At 64.9% G+C, this 18,909-nt stretch carries 17 protein-coding genes and 2 pseudogenes; 12 read left to right on the top strand and 7 right to left on the bottom strand.

Going from position 1 to position 18,909, the window contains the following annotated elements:
- The first annotated feature begins 104 nt into the window (after positions 1-104).
- From arfB to FPZ08_RS07425, 4 genes and pseudogenes are all read left to right on the top strand, one after another.
- A complete protein-coding gene (gene arfB / locus FPZ08_RS07440; RefSeq protein ID WP_146289385.1) occupies positions 105-536 on the top strand; it encodes an alternative ribosome rescue aminoacyl-tRNA hydrolase ArfB in 432 nt (143 codons plus the stop codon).
- Between the two features lie 73 nt (positions 537-609).
- Positions 610-1,956 (top strand): UDP-glucose dehydrogenase family protein, encoded by a 1,347-nt coding sequence (locus FPZ08_RS07435; RefSeq protein ID WP_146289384.1) that lies wholly within the window; start codon positions 610-612, stop codon positions 1,954-1,956.
- Positions 1,957-1,965: 9 nt separating this feature from the next.
- Positions 1,966-2,967: an NAD-dependent epimerase/dehydratase family protein gene (locus tag FPZ08_RS07430; protein WP_146289383.1), complete on the top strand. Its 1,002-nt coding sequence runs from the start codon at positions 1,966-1,968 to the stop codon at positions 2,965-2,967.
- Positions 2,967-4,360, top strand: a pseudogene (locus FPZ08_RS07425) (phosphohexomutase domain-containing protein). The gene FPZ08_RS07430 and the pseudogene FPZ08_RS07425 overlap by 1 nt, the downstream one beginning before the upstream one ends.
- Before the next feature lie 167 nt (positions 4,361-4,527).
- Here FPZ08_RS07425 and FPZ08_RS07420 read toward each other — a convergent pair.
- The 3 genes from FPZ08_RS07420 to FPZ08_RS07410 all read right to left on the bottom strand — a co-directional run bounded on the left by FPZ08_RS07420 (position 4,528) and on the right by FPZ08_RS07410 (position 7,237).
- Entirely contained in the window at positions 4,528-5,727 is a 1,200-nt protein-coding gene (locus tag FPZ08_RS07420; protein ID WP_146289382.1) for a hypothetical protein, read from the bottom strand.
- Positions 5,685-6,335, bottom strand: coding sequence for a hypothetical protein (locus FPZ08_RS07415; RefSeq protein ID WP_146289381.1), 651 nt, complete (start codon positions 6,333-6,335; stop codon positions 5,685-5,687). The genes FPZ08_RS07420 and FPZ08_RS07415 overlap by 43 nt, the downstream gene beginning before the upstream one ends.
- Before the next feature lie 80 nt (positions 6,336-6,415).
- Complete coding sequence (locus FPZ08_RS07410) at positions 6,416-7,237, bottom strand: hypothetical protein (protein ID WP_146289380.1); 822 nt, start codon at positions 7,235-7,237, stop codon at positions 6,416-6,418.
- A 341-nt stretch (positions 7,238-7,578) separates the two neighbouring features.
- Here FPZ08_RS07410 and FPZ08_RS07405 point away from each other — a divergent pair, with 341 nt between their 5' ends.
- The 4 genes from FPZ08_RS07405 (at position 7,579) to FPZ08_RS07395 (ending at position 10,753) form a co-directional block, all read left to right on the top strand.
- The gene (locus FPZ08_RS07405) at positions 7,579-8,157 is read left to right on the top strand and encodes a nitroreductase family protein (RefSeq protein WP_146289379.1); all 579 of its coding nucleotides are present in this window, start codon (positions 7,579-7,581) and stop codon (positions 8,155-8,157) included.
- Between the two features lie 178 nt (positions 8,158-8,335).
- Positions 8,336-9,139, top strand: coding sequence for a transglycosylase SLT domain-containing protein (locus tag FPZ08_RS07400; protein ID WP_146289378.1), 804 nt, complete (start codon positions 8,336-8,338; stop codon positions 9,137-9,139).
- A 174-nt stretch (positions 9,140-9,313) separates the two neighbouring features.
- On the top strand, positions 9,314-9,469 hold the full coding sequence (locus FPZ08_RS21870) for a hypothetical protein (RefSeq protein ID WP_186767242.1): 156 nt from the start codon (positions 9,314-9,316) through the stop codon (positions 9,467-9,469).
- A gap of 81 nt (positions 9,470-9,550) precedes the next feature.
- Positions 9,551-10,753 (top strand): DUF2336 domain-containing protein, encoded by a 1,203-nt coding sequence (locus tag FPZ08_RS07395; protein ID WP_146289377.1) that lies wholly within the window; start codon positions 9,551-9,553, stop codon positions 10,751-10,753.
- 461 nt (positions 10,754-11,214) lie between these two features.
- On the opposite strand, the pseudogene FPZ08_RS22995 reads toward FPZ08_RS07395, so the two are convergent.
- The 4 genes and pseudogenes from FPZ08_RS22995 to FPZ08_RS07375 all read right to left on the bottom strand — a co-directional run.
- Positions 11,215-11,406: pseudogene (locus FPZ08_RS22995) on the bottom strand (NAD kinase); the annotation flags it as partial.
- A gap of 136 nt (positions 11,407-11,542) precedes the next feature.
- A complete protein-coding gene (locus FPZ08_RS07385; protein ID WP_146289376.1) occupies positions 11,543-11,842 on the bottom strand; it encodes a hypothetical protein in 300 nt (99 codons plus the stop codon).
- Between the two features lie 33 nt (positions 11,843-11,875).
- On the bottom strand, positions 11,876-13,300 hold the full coding sequence (locus tag FPZ08_RS07380; RefSeq protein ID WP_146289375.1) for a mannose-1-phosphate guanylyltransferase/mannose-6-phosphate isomerase: 1,425 nt from the start codon (positions 13,298-13,300) through the stop codon (positions 11,876-11,878).
- A 140-nt stretch (positions 13,301-13,440) separates the two neighbouring features.
- Complete coding sequence (locus FPZ08_RS07375; RefSeq protein WP_146289374.1) at positions 13,441-14,658, bottom strand: ROK family protein; 1,218 nt, start codon at positions 14,656-14,658, stop codon at positions 13,441-13,443.
- A 221-nt stretch (positions 14,659-14,879) separates the two neighbouring features.
- Here FPZ08_RS07375 and xylF point away from each other — a divergent pair, with 221 nt between their 5' ends.
- From xylF to FPZ08_RS07355, 4 genes are all read left to right on the top strand, one after another.
- Positions 14,880-15,926: a D-xylose ABC transporter substrate-binding protein gene (gene xylF, locus FPZ08_RS07370; RefSeq protein ID WP_146289373.1), complete on the top strand. Its 1,047-nt coding sequence runs from the start codon at positions 14,880-14,882 to the stop codon at positions 15,924-15,926.
- Positions 15,927-16,038: 112 nt separating this feature from the next.
- Positions 16,039-17,358: a sugar ABC transporter permease gene (locus FPZ08_RS07365; RefSeq protein WP_425457577.1), complete on the top strand. Its 1,320-nt coding sequence runs from the start codon at positions 16,039-16,041 to the stop codon at positions 17,356-17,358.
- 12 nt (positions 17,359-17,370) lie between these two features.
- Positions 17,371-18,159 (top strand): ATP-binding cassette domain-containing protein, encoded by a 789-nt coding sequence (locus FPZ08_RS07360; protein ID WP_146289372.1) that lies wholly within the window; start codon positions 17,371-17,373, stop codon positions 18,157-18,159.
- A 126-nt stretch (positions 18,160-18,285) separates the two neighbouring features.
- Positions 18,286-18,891 carry a DUF1345 domain-containing protein gene (locus FPZ08_RS07355; protein WP_186767241.1) on the top strand — a complete coding sequence of 202 codons (606 nt, stop codon included), beginning with the start codon at positions 18,286-18,288 and terminating at the stop codon, positions 18,889-18,891.
- The last annotated feature ends 18 nt before the right edge of the window (positions 18,892-18,909 follow it).

Below are 18,909 nucleotides of genomic sequence, written 5' to 3'. Positions count from 1 at the left end.
GATAGGGGGAGGAATCTGGCTGGTGGGTGTGGCAATGTTGTGCCTCAGGCTGGATCTGTTCCTCCCCCTTTTCAGGGGGAGGCTAGGAGGGGGTACTCTTACTTATGCCGGAACCGATCCCCATCACCCGTTCCATCTCTATCGATCCTTCCGAGATCGAGGAGACGTTCGTGCGGGCGGCGGGGCCGGGGGGGCAGAATGTCAACAAGGTGTCGAGCGCGGTGCAGTTGCGGTTCGACCTGGCCAATTCGCCCAATATTCCCGAGGCGATGAAGCGGCGGGTGGCGGTCTTGGCGGGCAAGCGGCTGACCAAGGACGGGGTGATCGTCATCACGGCCAATTCGCATCGGGACCAGCCGATGAACCGGACCGATGCGCTGGAGCGGCTGGTGGGGTTGCTGGTGGCGGGATCGCATGTGCCCAAGGCGCGGGTGGCGACGCGGCCGACGCTGGCGAGTAAGCGCAGGCGGCTGGAGGGCAAGTCGATCCGCTCGGAGGTCAAGAAACTGCGCGGCAATCCATCCGACACGCAGTGACGGGGGCGTTTCAATAGCGACATGAAGATGGCCTAACGCTATCATCGCCATGTCGCCCCGGGAGATCACCAGGATGAAGATTGCCATTGCCGGCGCCGGCTATGTGGGGCTGGTGACCGGAGCCTGCCTTGCCGATTTTGGCCATGACGTGGTGTGCATCGACAAGGACGAGGGCAGGATCGCGGCGCTGCGGCGCGGGGAAATTCCGATATTCGAGCCGGATCTGGCCGGGCTGGTCGCGACCAATCTGGGTGCGGGGCGGTTGTCGTTCACTACCGACCTGGCGGGGGCGGTGGCTGGCGCCGAGGTGGTGTTCATCGCCGTGGGGACGCCCTCGCGGCGCGGCGATGGTCATGCCGACCTGAGCTATGTGTATGCGGTGGCGCGTGAAGTAGCGCTGAGCGTCAGTGGCTTTACCGTGGTCGCGACGAAATCGACCGTGCCTGTGGGGACGGGGGACGAGGTGGCGCGGATCATCGCGGCGGCCAATCCGGAGGCCGACGTGGCCGTGGTGTCCAACCCGGAATTTCTGCGCGAGGGCGCGGCGATCGAGGATTTCAAGCGGCCCGACCGGATCGTGGTGGGGATCGAGGACGAGCGGGCGCGGGTCGTGATGACCGAGGTCTATCGGCCGCTCTATCTCAACCAGGCGCCGCTGGTGTTTACCGGGCGGCGCACGGCGGAGATGATCAAGTATGCCGCCAATGCGTTCCTGGCCATGAAGATCACCTTCATCAACGAGATGGCCGATCTGTGCGAGGCGGCGGGCGCCGATGTGCAGCAGGTGGCGCGGGGCATGGGGCTGGATAACCGGATCGGGAGCAAATTCCTGCATGCCGGGCCGGGCTTCGGCGGTTCGTGCTTTCCCAAGGATACGCAGGCGCTGGTGCGGATCGGCGAGGATTTCGGTAGTCCGATGCGGCTGGTGGAGACCACGATCGCCATCAACGAGCAGCGCAAGCGGGCCATGGCGCGACGGGTGATCGCGGCGTGTGGCGGGGAGGTGCGCGGCAAGGTGATCGGCGTGCTGGGGCTGACCTTCAAGCCCAATACCGACGATATGCGCGAGGCGCCGTCGATCGATATTGTCAGGGGGCTGCTCGACAAGGGCGCGCGCGTGGTGGCGTATGATCCGCAGGGTATGGTGGCGGCGCGGGAGCTGATCGAGGGGCTGGAATTCGGCGAGAGTGCCTATGACGTGGCCGAGGGGGCCGATGCGCTGGTGCTGGTGACGGAGTGGAACGAATTCCGCTCGCTCGACCTGGCGCGGCTCAAGGACGCCATGGCGGCGCCCGTTCTGGTGGACCTGCGCAATGTGTATCGGCATGACGAGGTGGCGCGGCATGGCTTTGCCTATACGAGCATCGGGCGACCGGCCGGCGCTGGCGATGGCGGCGGGCTGGCCGATGCGGCGGAATGAGAGCATGACGTGAAGATATTCGTCACCGGGACGGCCGGGTTCATCGGGTTTCACCTGGCGCGGCATCTGCTGGCCGCTGGACATAAGGTGACCGGTTACGATGGGGTTACCAATTATTACGACCCGACGCTGAAACGGGCGCGGCTGGCCCTGCTGGCGCGGGAGCCGGCATTCACTGCTATCGAGGGCATGCTGGAGGACGCGGCGGGGCTGGCGGCGGCCTTGGCGCGGAGCGAGGCCGAGATCGTGGTGCATCTCGCGGCACAGGCGGGGGTTCGGTATAGCCTGGAAGCGCCGCAGAGCTATGTGCAATCCAATGTGGTGGGTACGGGCAATCTGCTGGAGGCCATGCGGGCTGCGCCGCCGCGGCATTTCCTCTTTGCGTCGACCAGTTCGGTCTATGGCGGGAATACCAAACTGCCCTTTGCCGAGACGGACCGGGCCGACGGGCCGGTATCGCTCTATGCGGCGACCAAGAAGGCGGGGGAGGCGATGGTGCATTCCTATGCCCATCTGTTCGGCATTGCCTCCACCTGCCTGCGGTTTTTCACGGTCTATGGGCCGTGGGGGCGGCCGGACATGGCGCCGATCAAGTTTGCCACGGCGATCCTCGAGGGGCGGCCCATCGATGTTTATGGCCATGGGCGGATGCGGCGGGATTTCACCTATATCGACGACCTGGTGGCGGCTATCGACCGGCTGAAGGACGTGGTGCCGGAGCAGGGCAGGCCGGTGGCGCATGACAGCCTTTCGGCAGTGGCGCCGTTCCGGGTGGTCAATATTGCCGGCGGGAAGCAGACCGAGCTGATGGATTTCATCGGGGCCATCGAGGGGGCGCTCGGGCAGAAGGCGCAGCTCAATATGCTGCCGATGCAGCCCGGGGACGTGGTGGCGACGCAATCGGATACCGCCTTGTTACGGGAATTGGTGGGGCAATTGCCGGAAACGCCGGTTGCGGCTGGTGTGGCGGGGTTCGTCGACTGGTTCAGGGATTATTACGGGAGAGCATGATGGCTGGGGGCAGCCTTAAATTCGGCACCAGTGGATTGCGCGGGCTGGCAGCGGAGCTGGAGGGGCAGGCGGCGCGGGCCTATGTGGCGGCGTTCCTGCGGCATGCCGGGCTGGCTGACGGTGGCAGGGTGTTTCTGGGGCGGGATTTCCGGGTGTCGAGCCCGGCCATCATGCGCGATTGCGCGGCGGCGATTGCGGCGGCGGGGCTGGTGCCGGTGGATTGCGGGACGCTGCCGACGCCGGCTTTGGCGCTGCATGCCATGGCGGCTGGCGGCGCGGCGATCATGGTGACGGGGAGCCATATTCCGGAGGATCGCAACGGGCTCAAATTTTACCTGCCCAGTGGGGAAATCAGCAAGGCGGACGAGGCCGGGATCGTCGCGGCATTGCGGGAAGAGATGGTTCCCGATTTTGTGGGCGAGATGGCGGATGAGGCTGCGGCGGCGGAGGCGCGCTATGTGGCGCGGTTTGCCGGACTGTTGCCCGAAGGCGTGCTGGCGGGATGGCGGATCGGGGTGTTCGAGCATTCGAGCGTGGCGCGGGACCTGCTGAGCCGTATCCTGCGGGATTTTGGGGCCGCGGTGGTGAGCCTGGGGCGTAGTGAGGATTTCGTCGCTGTCGATACCGAGGCGTTTGGCGATGCGGTGTTTGCGCCGCTGGCGGGCTGGGTGGCAGAATATGGGCTCGACGCCATTGCGGCGACGGATGGCGATGGCGACCGGCCGCTGCTGATGGATGGCGCGGGCCGTTTCGTGCGCGGGGATGCGCTGGGGCTGATCACGGCGCGCTATCTGGGGGCGCAGAGCGTGGTGACGCCGGTGACCTCCAATTCGGGCATCGAGCGGACGGGGGCGTTTTCGCGCGTGGTCAGGACGCGGGTGGGCTCGCCCTATGTGGTCGCGGCCATGGCCGAGGCGCCGGGTGCGGTGATCGGGTTCGAGGCCAATGGCGGGACGTTTGTGGGGGAAAATGTGAAGGCGGCCGGGGTGGCGCTGCCGCCGCTGGTGACGCGTGACGCGGTATTGCCGCTGCTGTGTACGCTGGGGCTGGCGGCGCGGAAGGGGCGCGGCGTTGCTGATGTAGTGGCGGATTTGCCGTTGCAGCATGCGCTGGCCGGAAGGCTGCAGGATGTGCCGGGGGAGACGAGCGCGGCGTTTCTGGCGCGGCTGGGTGGGGATGCTGAGTATGCGCGGGGGTGTTCGCGCCGCATGGGATTGCGGGGCTGTCTGACATCGATGGGTTGCAGTTCCGGACGGCGGCGGGGGACGTGGTGCATTTCCGGGCTTCGGGTAATGCGCCGGAATTGCGGTGTTATGTCGAGGCGGGGACGGAGGCTGGCGCGCGGGAGCTGCTGGAGTGGGGGCTGGCTGTGGCGGCGCGGGAGGTGGGGTAGCGGCGGAGGTGAGTTTTTGTTGGGATACCCCCTAACCTCCCCCTGATAGGGGGAGGAATCCGTGCGGTGCGTGTGGCAGCGTTGTGCCTCAAGCTGGGTCTGTTCCTCCCCCTATCAGGGGGAGGTTAGGTGGGGGTATTCCCGCAAAGACCGGTCGCGGAGCGACCCTACTTCGCCGTGGCGTCGATGGTGACTTTGCCGATGAGGACGGTGGGGTCGTCTTCGGCGGCCATGAAGTCCATGAGGCCGAGACCGGGGGCTTCCTTGGCGGTCATGTCGATGGTCAGGTATTTGGCCTTGCCGCTGACGAAGCTGTTGATGGCGGCGCCGACCTTCTGGGCTTCGGCGGCGCCGGCCAGCAGGCCGATCACGGTGCCTTCGGCCAGGCCGGCGAAGACCGGGCGCATGGTGGCGGGGTCGGAGCCCTGCTCGGCGGCGACGGTGGCCAGGATGATGTCGGAGAGGCCGGTATCGGTGACGTCGAGCTTGAGGTTGGCAATGGCGACACCCATGGCGGCGGCCAGAGCCTGGTTCTCGTCGAGGCCGAACAGGGCTTCGGTGGCGTTCGCTATGGTGCCGGCCAGCTTGACAGTGGCCAGATTGGCGCCGGTAACCGAGATTTCGTTGATGGCGATGGCGTTGTCGGCCTCGTTCCAGGCGGCGTCGATGGCGAAGCCGGCGTCGATTTCGGTGATGCCGAGATCGATCAACTGGCGCAACTGCTCGTCGTCGGTATCTTCGGGCAGGGTGACGAGGATGTTGCTGGCCGTGGTCAGCACATTGGTGGGAATGCCGTTGAGATAGTCGGCCAGCGACAGGTCGAAGGCGCCGAGGCTGACCTTGATGCGTTCGCCATCGCTGTCGGGATCGGGCACGTCCACCGCGACATCGCTGAAGGAGAAGCCGGCGAAGGCGGGGATGAGCGAGCGGGCATTGGCCATGAACCAGGCTTCGTCAATGGCTTCGGGGGCGCCCTCGATGGCGGCGATCGGGGCGGAGAGGTCCATTTCCTTGACGGTCATGTTGCCCACCTGCACCGAACCGTCGTCCTCGATGGTCATGTCCAGGCCATCCATCGAGAAGGCGGGGTAGATGCCCGGGCTCATGCCGCCCATGGACATGCCGGCAATGGAGAAGCTGATCGCGCGGCCGTCATCGTCGGTGCCGGCGCAATCGAAGCCGCCGAAGGTGGCGGGGGAGGTTTCAAAGGCGGTGAAAATATCGACATACATGCGCAGGGCGGCGCCGATAACCTCGGGGGAGGGATCGTCTTCCTGGGCATCGAGCGTTTCGGCCAGCGCCATGATCTCGCCGAAGGAATATTTCAGCGGGCGCGCCTTGAATTCGGCGGCGCTGGTGGCGCCCATGGTGCAACTGATTTCGGGGATTCGAAGCTGCCGCCCTCGAAACTGAAATCGGTATAGATGGTTTCGAGTTCGGTCTGGCCGCCGGCATCGACCAGGCCATAGAGGCCGAGCACGCCACCGATATTGAAGCCGGAAGCGGAGAGGGGGCCGAATTCGCCGCTGCCATTATCGCCGGCATCCATGCTCATGGTGGCCAGGCTCACCGAGGCAGCGGTGCCGTCGGAGATGTCTGACAGCACCAGATCGGAGAAGGTAACGGTGGCTTCGTTGGTCTCGCCATCGAGCGTGGTGGTGGCCGAGAGGGTGATTTTGGGGATGGTGATGCTGGTGGCGGTCAATCCGGCCAGCGCATCGGCATTGTCGACCAGCTCGCCGCTGAAAATGGCGCGGAGGGTGGCTTCATCGACATTGGAATCGACGGCGTCGATGCTGGGGATGTCGACGGTGATTTCTGACTCGGTGGCCATGGCACTGGTCGCGGGGGGCGTGGTGCCCTTGTCCTTGACCTTCTGGGCCCAGGCACTGCCGGCCGGCAGGGCAACGCTCATGAGGCAGGCGGTGGCCAGAATGGCCAGGCGCTGCCGGGACGTGGTGCTGAACGGCGTCATCGTGTTCTCCCGCTTTGACGTTTCGGCAATCTGGGGCATCGGCCGCCGCGCTTCAAGGGCAAAGGCGGTGGCGTCCGGTGCTAGTAAACCGTGGTGAGGACTTCAATTTCGCGCGGAGAGCCGGCCTGGACCTCGAATTCGCGGTTGAAGACCTGGCTGCCCTGCTTGGCGAGGACGAGGTATTCCCCTTCGGCCAGAACCGTGGAGGGGAAGGCGCCGAGTTCGGAGAAGATGGTGGCGCCATCGGTGGTCTTGACCGTCCATTCGACGTCGGCAATGGCCTCGCCGCCCTCTTCGGAGACGAGCTTGAAGCCGACCTGGCTGGCATGGTGGTAGAGCGTGGCATCGGTGAGCTGGCCGGCCTCGACGCGCAGGTCGGCCCGGACCACGGCATTGGTCGTGCCGAAATAGGAGACGATGTGGTAGGTGCCGGCATTGAGCGTGACGATGTCGTTGGGCTTGAGGCCCTCGGCCACCAGGGCCCGATCGGTTTCCTCGCCGGCGGTGAAGACGTCGAATTTCAACAGACCCACCGGAATGGCGATGTCGCCGGTCACGGCGGAATTGAGCCGCAGGGCGCCGGCATCGAGAATGAAGCTCTTTTCATTGGCGCCGGGGACGACGGATAGCGGCTCGCTGGTCTGGGCGCGGCCATAGGCGACGTGGACGACATATTCGCCGGGGGGCAGTTCCACTGTGGGGCTGCCGACATCGGATTTGGCGACGAGGGCGAGTTCGCCATTGGCATCGGGCTGGGTATCGAAGATGCGCCAGACCACGCCATCGGGAATGGGCGCGCCATCCTGGGTGATGCGGACATTGAGGGAAACGGGCTGGGGCACCGAGGTGAGGGCCGCAATGGCGTCGGTCGCGGCCGTCGGCGCAGGACGGGGGGCGGGCACCGGCACGGGACCAGCCGGCAGGTTGTCGGGATCGGGGCGGGGGGCGCGGCATGGGCGGCATTTCGGCCGCGGTTTCCTGCGCGAAAACGGTCGGAAGGGCAGGTGCGGGGCCGAAGGACGCCACGACAGCCAGCAAAGCCAGGAGGGCAAATCGGGGTCGCAAAGGCATCTCGTCTCCCTGGCATCCGGCGCCAAGCGGTTGAATCAGTTGCGTCCTACTAGGACGTGATTAGGGAAAAGCTGTGTCACAGACCACACGGGAAGAAAACACCCGATGGCGCGGGCGGTGGATTTTGCTTCGGCTTGTGGATAGTGGTCAGGGATCGAAATGGAGTTTTGCAATGCCTGCCAATGCCGCTCTGCGCGACTATCTGCTCACCCGCCGTTCGGTCGGTATCGCATTCCTGAAGGAGCCGGGGCCGGATGCGGCGGAACTGGAGCAAATTCTGACCATTGGAACGCGGGTGCCTGATCATGGCAAGATCACGCCGTGGCGGCTGGTGGTGATTGCGGGCGAGGCGCGGCGGCAGGCAGGGGAGAAGCTGGCCGCGATCGCGGCGCGGAACAATCCGGGACTGGATGAGGCGGGGAAGGAAATCGAGCGGCAGCGGTTTTTGCCGGCGCCGCTGACCATCGGGGTGATTTCCGCGCCTAAGGAGCATCCGAAAGTGCCGGAATTCGAGCAATTGCTGTCGGCGGGCAATGTGGCGTTCAATCTGGTGCATGCGGCGCATGCGCTGGGCTTTGCGGCATCGTGGGTGACGCGGTGGTACACGTTCGACGCGGAGGCGGCGGCGATGCTGGGCGCGCGGGACGGGGAGCGGTTCGTGGGTTTCGTGCATATCGGCACGCCGACGGCGGTGATTGAGGATCGGCCGCGGCCGGCTTTGGGAGATGTGGTGAGCTATTGGGGGGTGTAGCAGACCTCATCCTGAGCCTGTCGAAGGACGAGGGCGTGGCAGGATAGCTCCACTCGCGCGACCTCGTGGTTCGACAAGCTCACCATGAGGTCTTGGGGGGGGTGGAATGGTTAACAGGTGGTTAACCATTCTGGTGCTGTAGTCGGGACACCAAGCCAACCCTGAGTCGCAGCTTTCCATGGGCGTACAGCCAATTTCCGTGCCACAGAGCCTGGCCTATGTGCTGACGGCGGCCGGCGACCGGAATGGTGTGGATTTCGACTATCTCCTGCAGACGGCGATGCGCGAAAGCAGCCTCAATCCGCAGGCCAAGGCGCAGACCTCGTCGGCGGTGGGGCTGTTCCAGTTTCTCGAAAGCACCTGGCTGCAGGTGATGAAGGAAGAGGGGCCCCGGCTGGGCTATGGCGATATTGCCAGCAATATCGAGCGGTCGGCCGACGGCGACTATTTCGTGCGCGATGCCGCGACCAAGGCGGACATTCTCAAGCTGCGGGAAGATCCCAAGATCGCCTCGGACCTGGCGGCGGCCTTCACCAAGAGCAACGGCGACTATCTGAGCCAGCGCTTCGGGCGGATGCCGAGCGCGGGAGAGCTCTATATCGCCCATTTCCTGGGGGCGCAGGGGGCCGAGCGGATGTTTACCGCGGGGTTGCAGGACCCGGACCAGATTGCGGCAAACCTGTTTCCCAAGCAGGCGGCGGCCAATCGGGCGATCTTCTATTCCAATGGTGAGGCGCGGACGATCCGCGACGTCTATCGCGTCCTGGTGTCCAAGCATGAAGGCGGGCCGACCAATGCGGCCTTTGCGGCGCAGCAGATGGCCAGCCAGCCGGCTGTGCCGGAGCTGCCGGTGGTGCCGTCGCGCTTCTCCCCGGCAAATATGTCGTTTACCGGCCTGTTCAAGAATGAAGCCGAGGACCTGTCGGGGACCAGTAGCGAGGGCGATAGTGGGGCCTTCTTCACGCAGCTCTACGCGCAGTAGGCGCAACGTCGGACCGCCAGACGCGTTTACCTGCCGGTAGGTATCCGGACGGAGATCGGCGCGATGCCGCCGGCCTCGATAAAAGCGGTGGACCGGCGTTGAGGGAAGCTTAACGAGTGGGCCGCGTAGTGAGATGTAGTGGGCGAGTGCCCGCGAGACGCCAAGGAGGCGGATATGCGCCGGACCACTGCAGCCGTTCAGACCCAGCGCTCCCTGCTGCTGCCGCGTGGCTGGATCATCCTGGGTGGGGCCTTGGCCAGTTGGGCGCTGTTTGCGGGCCTGTGGGCCGGCACCGGCCAGTTGTTCGGGTTCGTGCTCTCGGCCCTGTAGAACCCGCTCCGCCGCATTTATGGTGAACCGTTCCTTAAATCTTCGCCTTTAGGGTGAGTTCCGCGCTGTGCGGAGAGTGGAATGGTTGGGTATCAGGAGTTCGTGTCGCTATCTCAATCGCCTGACAGCGAGGAGCGGGGCAGCGCGGCGCATCTTTCGGCCCTGGCCTATCTCAACCATGTCGGACCTGCGGACGAGCAGGCGGCGCTTTATGCGGCGCTGATCGGGTTTCTTGATGATCCGTCGGTGAAGGTGCGGGCGGCTCTGGCCTATGGCCTGCTGCATTCCAGCGAGGCGCCGCGGCCGATTATGCTGGCGCTGCTGCATGACAGCGCGGTGATCGCGCGGGCGGTGATGCAATATTCTCCCGTTCTGATCGATGCGGACCTGATGGGGCTGATCAAGACGCTGGATCTTTCCATGCTGGTGGCGGTGGTGCAGCGGACCAGGCTGAGCCCGCGCCTGGCTGCGGCCATCGTGGCGCGGGGGCATGATCCGGTGACCTTGCGGCTGCTGCGCCGGCATGACGTGGCGCTGGGCGATGGGCTGCTGGCGGAGCTGGCGGTTTCGCTGGGTGGCAATGCCGAAATGCGCGGGGCGCTGCTGGCGCGGCCGGAATTGCCGGCGGCGGCGCGGCTGCTGCTGGTGCAGAAGGCGACCGAGGCTTTGCGGGGCGCCCGTATCGTCAAGGGCGCGGTGGAAGAGGATCGGCTGGGGCGTATCCTGCGCGATTGCGGCGACACGGCGCTGTCGGCCATTGGTGAGCGCGAGGCGGCGCGGACCGGGGCGGGAGCCTATGTGGCCGGGCTGATCGTGAGCGATCGGGTCAATACCAGGGTGCTGCTGCATGCCGTGGTGACGGGCCATGTGATGTTCTTTGCCGAATGCCTGGCCGAACTGGCGCGGGCGCCGCGAAGCAAGGTGTTCGGCCTGCTGGAAAATGGCAGCCGGCCGGCGCTCAATGCGCTGCTGGTGCGGTGCGGGCTGGGCGAGGGCGTACGCAACCTGCTGGCCCGGCTGGTGCTGCATGCGCGGGCCAGCGACCTGGCCGACGACGCGGCGGCGCGCCACTATGTGGTGACTGTCCTGACCGAAGAACTGATTGCCGAACATGGCGGGGTGATCCCCGAGGAACTCGAGGAGGCATTTGCCTATCTCAGCGAGCAGAATATCCTGCTGGCGCGCAAGGCGGCGCGCGGGGTGATGACGGCGTTTGCCGGGGAAACGGCGGGGGCAATGGCGCTGCCGATGGGGGAGGCCAGGCTGGCGCTGCCGGCGGCTTAGGATCAATCCTGGGCTCGTACCTTCCTGAGTAGGGGACCTGCGAGCATCTGACTCGTGGAGAGAACCCCTCACCCGTAATTTCCTCTGGACGAGGAAATTACCCCCTCTCCCGCCAGGGGCGAGGGGGGCTCCGTGGGTGGGCTATATGGTGCCAGCCGCTCTTGGGTTGAGTGGGCTAAAAGCGGAACTGTTCGCTCAGGACGCGTTCTTCCAGGCTGGTGCCGGGGTCGAAGAGCAGGGTGACGCCGTGGGTGCGGTCTTCGCGGACGGTGACTTCGAGCACGTTCTGGAACTCGACATTGTCGGCAACGGCGCTGATGGGGCGCTTGGGTGCCTCGCGCGTGACGAATTTGACCTCGGCCCGGTTGGAGAGAATGGCGCCGCGCCAGCGGCGGGGGGCGGAAGGGGGAGATCGGGGTCAAAGCCAGCAAGGGCGCCTCGATCGGCAGGATGGGGCCATGGGCGGAGAGATTGTAGGCGGTGGAGCCGGCAGGGGTGGAGAGCAGCACGCCGTCGCAGATCAGTTCCTCAAGCCTGACGTCGCCATCGACGATGATCTGGATCTTGGCGGCCTGGTAGGTGGAGCGGAACAGCGAGACTTCGTTGAGGGCCAATGCCTCCTGCGTGCGGCCGGAAACGTCGAGGACCTGCATGGATAGCGGGAAAATCTGGGTGGGCTGGGCCGAGGCCAGGCGCTGGTCCAGCGCGTCCTCGGAGAAGGTGTTCATCAGGGGGTCGCGGGTTCGAACCCTGCTGCCGGCACCATTTGCCCGATGGTGTGCATGGTGGTCAGGCTTCCGGCCTGTTGTCCTTCGGTGGGGCCAGCGCGCGGCGGTGCCGAAGAAACCGATCTTCAGCGGCCTTTTCCTTGCGGGAGCTCCAGAACATGTAGACGGCTAGGCTCAGGCATAGCAGGCCCAATATTGCGTGGGCCGAGAACCAGAACCAGAAAAGCGACGCCTGCCCGTTCAGCGGGACGGGGCTGCCACCAAAGCGGTGCAAGGCGTTGATGCTGCCGGACAGCGCGCCGCGTGCCGCCATGATGAGAAGGGTGGCGCCCATAACCCCGAAGAGTGCTGCTCCGAACATGACCATACCTGCTTTAGATGCCGTGGACGCTCCTCACACCCGGCCGAATTCGTCTTCGATGCGGATGATGTCGTCTTCGCCGAGATAGGAGCCGGTCTGTACTTCGATGAGTTCCAGCTCGATCTTGCCGGGATTGGCGAGGCGGTGGATGCAGCCGAGGGGTAGGTAGATGGACTGGTTTTCGCTGAGCTCGCTGGTCTCGCCGTCCACGGTGACTTCGGCGGTGCCGCGCACCACGATCCAGTGTTCGGCGCGGTGGTGGTGTTTCTGCAGGCTCAGCTTCTTGCCGGGCTTGACGAAGAGCCGCTTGACCTGGAAGCGCTCGCCGCTGAGCACTGAGGTATAGCCGCCCCAGGGGCGGTAGGCGGTGCGGTGGATTTCGGTGAGGGAGGCGGTGTCCTTGCCGGCGCGCAGCGTCTTGACCATGGCGCCGACCTTCTGGGCCTCCGACAGGCGGCCGACATAGACGGCGTCATTGGTGGCGATGACGGCGATGTCGTCGAGGCCGTGGACCGCGACATGGGCGTGATCGGAGACGACGAGCGAATTGCTGACCTGGTCGAGCGTCACCGGGCCCTGCGCGAGGTTCTCGGCGGTGTCGCGGCTGGCATTTTTCCAGACGGCATCCCAACTGCCCAGGTCCGACCAGCCGAAATCGACGGCGACGATGGCCGCCCGGGTGGTCTTTTCGAAGATGGCATAATCCACCGAGATATCGGGTGCGGTGGCGAAGGCGGCTTCGTCGAGGCGGATGAAATCGAGGTCGCTGCGGGCCTGCGCTACGGCATCGCGGGCGGCGGCAAGGGTTTGCGGCGCCAGGGTTTCGCATTCGTGCAGGAAGGTGCCGACACCGAGCATAAACATGCCGGAATTCCAGAAATAGCCGCCTTCGGCGAGCATTTGTCCGGCCCTGATGGCATCGGGTTTTTCGACGAAACGCTCGACCGGGTGGACGCCGGCGCCGACGCTGGCGGCGGCCTTGATGTAGCCGAAGCCGGTTTCGGCATGGGTGGGCATAATGCCGAAGGTGACCAATTGGCCGGCTGTCGCCGCATCGCGGGCCTGGTGCAGGGCTGTCCAGTAGCCGTCGTCAACGGCCACATTGTGGTCGGAGGGCAGGACGTGGAGGACAGCATCGGTGCCGAACGTGTCGCCGGCAAAGGCGGCGGCGGCAGCAATGGCCACGGCGGTGTTGCGGACGACCGGTTCAAGCAGAATGCCGGCCAGCGGTACGCCCTGTTCGGCAGCCTGCTCGGCGACGATGAAGCGATAGTCGGAATTGGTGATGACGATGGCCGGGGTATAGACGGCGGAGTCAGCGACACGCGCCAGGGTCTTCTGGAACAGGCTGGCAGGGCCAGTCAGGGGCAGGAACTGCTTGGGCCGCGCGGCGCGCGACATGGGCCATAGCCGCGTGCCCTGGCCGCCCGCAAGGATAACCGGTACGATCTTGGTCATAGTGACTAGGCCCCGTTCACCCGGAGTATATACGCCGGGGAAGGGTGCTGGATACTATCTCCGGCCCAAGCATAGCCGATGATTGTAACTGTTGGTTAATCGTGATGGGGTGCGAATACAGACGTTCGACTGGCTCGGGCTCAGGCCAGAGCGGCGATGTCGGACTGGTCGATCTCGTTCAGCGTCTTCATCAGCAGGCCCTTGAAAATGGGCTCCTTCTCGTCGTGATGGGCGACGATCCGGGGCAGGCCGTTGACGCGGCAGACCAGGGCGCTGGCCAGCGCGGCGTTGATTTCGGCCTGCATCAGCCCGAAGGCGCGGGCGCCGGGGCCGACGATGAACACATGGGAGGGGTCGAACACCGCCATCATGCGGCTGAGCCCGAAGCCCACGGCGCGGCCAGCAATATTGAAGGCATGGGTGGCGGCGCGATCACCGGCTTCGGCGCGGGCGATCAGTCCGTCATATTCCTGTTGTGGCACGGCGGGGGCAGGGGTGGCGGTTTCGGGCACGGAATAGGCGGTGCGCAGCACGCCATAGTCGGACGCATAGGCCTCGATGCAGCCGCGCATGCCGCAACGGCACAGCGCGCCGTTGGGCAGGTGGTTCATATGGCCGAACTCGGTGGCGCCTTCGTCGCCGCGGCCCATGATCTGGCCGCGAAAGGTCATGCCCATGGCGACGGTGGAGCCAACGAAGACAGTGGCGACGCTGGCATCGTGCAAAGCCGGATCGAGCCAGCGTGCGCCTTCGGCGAGCAAGCGCCCGCGCTTGTGCAAGGCCACCGGAACGGCGAAGGCCGCTGCCAGTTCATGGGCGAAGGGGCGGTTGGCGAGATGGGCGATGGGCGACCATTTGAGGCCATCGCCGTCGCGGTCGAGAATGCCCTGCACCGAGATGGCGACCCGCCGCAGGCTGGCGGCCTCTATCGGGTTGCGGGCCTGGAGCTGGCGCAGGCGCTCGGCGAAGAAAACGGCTGGCGGCGTATTGGCGAAAGTGGTGGGGGTGACCGGGGATTCGATGCGATCCACCAATATGCCACCATAGTCGATCAGTGACAGGCGCGCCCTGTTAACATCGACTTCGAACAAGGCGGCCGCGCCGATCTGGCGGTTGAAGCCGACCAGGGTGGCCGGACGGCCGCGGCCGCGCGTATCGGCTTTTTCCTGTGGCTCCAGCTCGGCAATGACCTGCTGGTTGATGAGATCGTGGGTGATGGCGGTGATGCTGGCATGGCTGAGCCCCGTGCCCGCCGCAAGCGCCGTGCGTGACAAAGGCCCCTGTACGCGCAGGGCGGCGAGGACCAGGCCCCGGTTCTGACGCCGGACGCTGTCGCTATCGCTGACGTTCCGCGCCAACCGCTTTACTCCTCACACCGCTGCAACACACCATTCCCCGGCCAATATCGCAAACTGTATTTATTTCGGGTTTCGAAATTGAAGTTGACTCAGCTGACGGCAGTATGCCACATGTTTTTTCGAGCAGTGAAATTAATGCTCAGGGCGCTGGTGGAGAGTGCCCGCTGGGGCGAAGCCACCGGCACGTATGCGGGCAGGACTGCCTGCGAGGGAGGACAGATATGAACAAGTTTCTCACGGTCTTGCTGTGCACGACCGTCATTTCCGGCGTGGGTGGCGTGGCCAGCTATGCCCAGGACGATATCGTTGTCGGCGTGAGCTGGAACAACTTCCAGGAAGAGCGCTGGAAGACCGACGAAGCCGCCATCAAGGGCGTGCTTGAGGCCGCCGGCGCGACCTATATCTCGGCTGACGCGCAGTCGTCGGCATCCAAGCAGCTCACCGATATCGAAAGCCTCATCGCGCAGGGTGCCGATGCTATCATCGTGCTGGCCCAGGATAGTGAGGCTGTCGGCCCCGCCGTTGCCGCTGCCGTGGCCGAGGGCATTCCGGTGGTCGGCTATGACCGCCTGATCGAAAACCCCGATGCCTTCTACCTGACCTTCGACAACAAGGAAGTCGGGCGCCTGCAGGCTGCCGGCGTCGCTGCCGTCCAGCCGGAAGGCAACTATGTCTTCATCAAGGGCAACTCGGCCGACCCGAATGCGGACTTCCTGTTCGAAGGACAGATGGAAGTGCTGCAGGCCGGCATCGATTCCGGCGCGATCAAGAATGTCGGCGAAGCCTATACCGACAACTGGAACCCCGAAGTCGCCCAGGCGAATATGGAACAGTTCCTGACCGCCAATAATAACGAAGTCGACGCTGTCGTGGCTTCCAATGACGGCACGGCCGGCGGCGCCATCGCTGCGCTGGCTGCGCAGGGCCTGGCCGGCTCGGTGCCGGTTTCGGGCCAGGACGGCGACCATGCCGCCCTCAACCGCATCGCGCTCGGCACCCAGACCGTCTCGGTCTGGAAGGATGCGCGCGAACTGGGCAAGAAGGCCGCTGAAGTGGCGCTCGAACTGGCTGGCGGCACCGCACTCGACGCCGTCACCGGCGTGGTGCCGTTCAATGGTGGGCCGAAGGGCGTTGCCATGAATGCCTTCTTCATCGCTCCCGTCGCCATCACCAAGGATAATCTCGACGTCGTCATCGACGCCGGCTGGGTGTCCAAGGATGTGGTCTGCGCCGGCGTGGCCGCCGGTTCGGTTGCCGCGTGTGATTGAGACGTAAACGTAATATCCTGACTTAAACGGTGCCGCGGCGTTCGCGCTGCGGCATCGTCGTGACAGGACAGCACCGCCGGATGGCGGGGCAGCCGAGCGGGGAGACGCACCTTTGGCAGATCAGCACGCCATTCCAACCAATGTTCATCCGAGCCGGTTCGTGCAGAATCCGCTGCAACGCTTCCTGATGGCAACTGAACTCGATACGCGCCTGCTGGGCATGATCGGGGCCCTGGCGATCATCTGGATCGGCTTCAACATCTTTTCGGGCGGGCTGTTCCTGACGCCGCGCAATCTGTGGAACCTGTCGGTGCAGACGGCCTCGGTGGCGGTCATGGTCACCGGCATGGTGCTGGTTATCGTCACCCGCAATATCGACCTGTCGGTGGGCTCGATCCTGGGCGTGGTCGGCATGGTGATGGGGGTGATGCAGACTGACATCCTGCCCAGCCAGCTTGGGCTGGGCCTGGGGCATCCGATGATCTGGGTGCTGTCGCTGGCGGCCGGCCTGATCGTTGGCGTGGGCATTGGAGCGCTGCAGGGGACGATCATCGCCTATCTGCGCGTGCCGGCCTTCATCGTGACGCTGGGCGGCTACCTGGTCTGGCGCGGCGCGGCCTGGTGGGTAACCATGGGCCGCACGGTGGCGCCGATGGATCCGACATTCCAGCTCATGGGCGGTGGCCCGGCGGGCTCGGTGGGGGCGCTGTGGAGCTGGGTGGTCGGGGTTATCGCCTGTGCGGCCATTCTCATCGGCCTCTATTGGGGTCGGCGGCAGCGCCTGCGCTTCAATTTTCCGCTGCGGCCGATCTGGGCCGAAGTCACCCTGGCGATTATCGGCTGCGGGCTGGTCGTCGGCGCCGTGACGGTTGCCAATGCCTATCCCTGGCCGGTGCGGATTGCCGAACGCTATGCCGAGGCCAATGGCATTGCGGTGCCCGAAAGTGGCCTTTTCATCTCGCATGGCATCGCCATCCCGGTGCTGATCGCGCTGGGCGTCGGCGTGGTCATGACCTTTATCGCCACGCGCACGCGCTTCGGCCGCTATGTGTTTGCCATGGGCGGCAATCCCGAAGCGGCGGAGCTGGCCGGCATCAATACGCGCTGGGTGACGGTCAAGATATTCATGCTGATGGGGGCGCTCTGCGCCATCGCGGCGGCCATTTCATCGGCCCGTCTCAATGCAGCGACCAATGCGCTGGGCACACTGGATGAGCTTTATGTGATCGCCGCGGCGGTGATCGGCGGCACGTCACTGGCGGGCGGTGTGGGCACTATTGCAGGGGCGCTGCTGGGTGCGCTGGTCATGCAGTCGCTGCAATCGGGCATGGTGCTGATGGGGCTCGACAGCCCGCTGCAATCCATCGTGGTCGGTGCGGTCCTCGTTTTCGCGGTGTGGCTCGACACGCTCTACCGCCGCAATAAACACTAGGGAGTCCTTGTCATGCTGGACACCAAGACACCTCTCGTCGAGATGAATGACATCTCGATCTCCTTCGGCGGTATCCGCGCCGTGGACCGGGCCTCGATCGACCTGTTTCCCGGCGAGGTCGTGGGACTGCTCGGCCACAATGGCGCGGGCAAGTCGACGCTGATCAAGATACTGTCGGGCGCCTACAAGCGGGATGCGGGCTCGATCCGCATCAACGGCGAGGATGTGTCGATCAACAATCCGCGCGATGCCAAGGCCTATGGCATCGAGACGATCTACCAGCAGCTTGCCGTGGCCGACAATGTCGATGCGGCCGCCAACCTGTTCCTCGGGCGCGAGATCACCACGGCGATCGGCACGCTCGATGATGCGGCGATGGAATCCAAGGCCCGCGAGGTGATGGGCCGGCTCAATCCGAATTTCCGGCGCTTCAAGGAGCCGGTAAAGGCTTTGTCGGGCGGCCAGCGCCAGTCGGTCGCCATTGCCCGCGCCATCCTGTTCAATGCGCGCATCCTGATCATGGATGAGCCGACGGCAGCTTTGGGGCCGCAGGAAACGGCGCAGGTGGGGGAACTCATCAAGCAGCTCAAATCCGATGGTATCGGCATTTTCCTCATCAGCCACGATATCCATGACGTATTCGATCTCGCGGATCGGGTCGTGGTGATGAAGAACGGCCAGGTGGTGGGCAGCGCCCGTACCGAGGACGTGACCAAGGATGAAGTGCTGGGCATGATCATTCTCGGCAAGGTGCCTCCGGGCGCCACGCCGGGGCCGGGTGCGCAGAACGGGCTGGTTTGACGCTATCGGGCCGGCGGCGCACAGTGCGCTGTCGTCTCCTGGTAGCCTGCAATGTCCAAGAACCGCTTTTCTATGTTTTCGCGCCGCATGTCACACAGGCATAGATTGTTCTATCAGGCGTGTGGCGTGGGGCTTGCGGCCTTTGTGCTGACGATCTGGCTGGTGCCGGCCTATGCGGTCGGCATTGCCGGCAATGCGTTTTTCCTGTGCTACCTCGGCATGGTGGCAAGGAAGCTGCCGAAGCTGACGCCGGAATTTCTCGCCAAACATGCGCGCGAAGAAGATGCCCCGGTCGGGGGAATTTTCTTCATTGCCGTGGGCGTGGTGGTGGTCTGCGTGGTTTCCCTGTTCCTCGCGCTCAACGGCGGGGATGATCCCGATATCGGCGAGGTGGTGATCTCGGTGACTTCGGTGCTGCTGGGGTGGTTTGCCTTCCACACGATGGCAGCCCTGCACTATGCCTATGAATATTACGAGGCGCCCGAGGAGGCGGCTGGCGATACCGAGGTTGCCGGAGGCCTGAGCTTTCCTGGCGACGAGGAGCCCAACGGCGTGGCGTTCCTCTACTTTTCCTATGTGCTGGGCGCGGCCGTTGCGACCTCTGATATCAAGGTGACGTCCAACAGCATGCGGCGGCGCGTCATTGCCCACAGTACGTTCGCCTTTTTCTTCAATACGGTGATCCTGGCAGCCACGGTGAATGTGGCGCTGACGCTGGGCGGGGGACAATAGGGCTCGGTTGCCCGCAAG

The sequence above is a fragment of the Devosia ginsengisoli genome (assembly GCF_007859655.1).
Classification (GTDB): domain Bacteria; phylum Pseudomonadota; class Alphaproteobacteria; order Rhizobiales; family Devosiaceae; genus Devosia; species Devosia ginsengisoli.
The sequence above is the reverse complement of the archived record's forward strand: the minus strand, read 5'-3'. Positions and strand labels throughout refer to the sequence as shown.

Bases quoted from the DNA above. Each gene is read 5' to 3' on its own strand.
- FPZ08_RS07415 (WP_146289381.1), bottom strand. From the start codon at position 6,335: ATGACGCCGTTCAGCACCACGTCCCGGCAGCGCCTGGCCATTCTGGCC.
- FPZ08_RS07420 (WP_146289382.1), bottom strand. From the start codon at position 5,727: ATGGGCGCCACCAGCGCCGCCGAATTCAAGGCGCGCCCGCTGAAATAT.
- FPZ08_RS07395 (WP_146289377.1), top strand. From the start codon at position 9,551: ATGGTTGGGTATCAGGAGTTCGTGTCGCTATCTCAATCGCCTGACAGC.
- xylF (WP_146289373.1), top strand. From the start codon at position 14,880: ATGAACAAGTTTCTCACGGTCTTGCTGTGCACGACCGTCATTTCCGGC.
- FPZ08_RS07435 (WP_146289384.1), top strand. From the start codon at position 610: ATGAAGATTGCCATTGCCGGCGCCGGCTATGTGGGGCTGGTGACCGGA.
- FPZ08_RS07385 (WP_146289376.1), bottom strand. From the start codon at position 11,842: ATGTTCGGAGCAGCACTCTTCGGGGTTATGGGCGCCACCCTTCTCATC.
- FPZ08_RS07400 (WP_146289378.1), top strand. From the start codon at position 8,336: ATGGGCGTACAGCCAATTTCCGTGCCACAGAGCCTGGCCTATGTGCTG.
- FPZ08_RS07380 (WP_146289375.1), bottom strand. From the start codon at position 13,300: ATGACCAAGATCGTACCGGTTATCCTTGCGGGCGGCCAGGGCACGCGG.
- arfB (WP_146289385.1), top strand. From the start codon at position 105: ATGCCGGAACCGATCCCCATCACCCGTTCCATCTCTATCGATCCTTCC.
- FPZ08_RS07405 (WP_146289379.1), top strand. From the start codon at position 7,579: ATGCCTGCCAATGCCGCTCTGCGCGACTATCTGCTCACCCGCCGTTCG.
- FPZ08_RS21870 (WP_186767242.1), top strand. From the start codon at position 9,314: ATGCGCCGGACCACTGCAGCCGTTCAGACCCAGCGCTCCCTGCTGCTG.
- FPZ08_RS07360 (WP_146289372.1), top strand. From the start codon at position 17,371: ATGCTGGACACCAAGACACCTCTCGTCGAGATGAATGACATCTCGATC.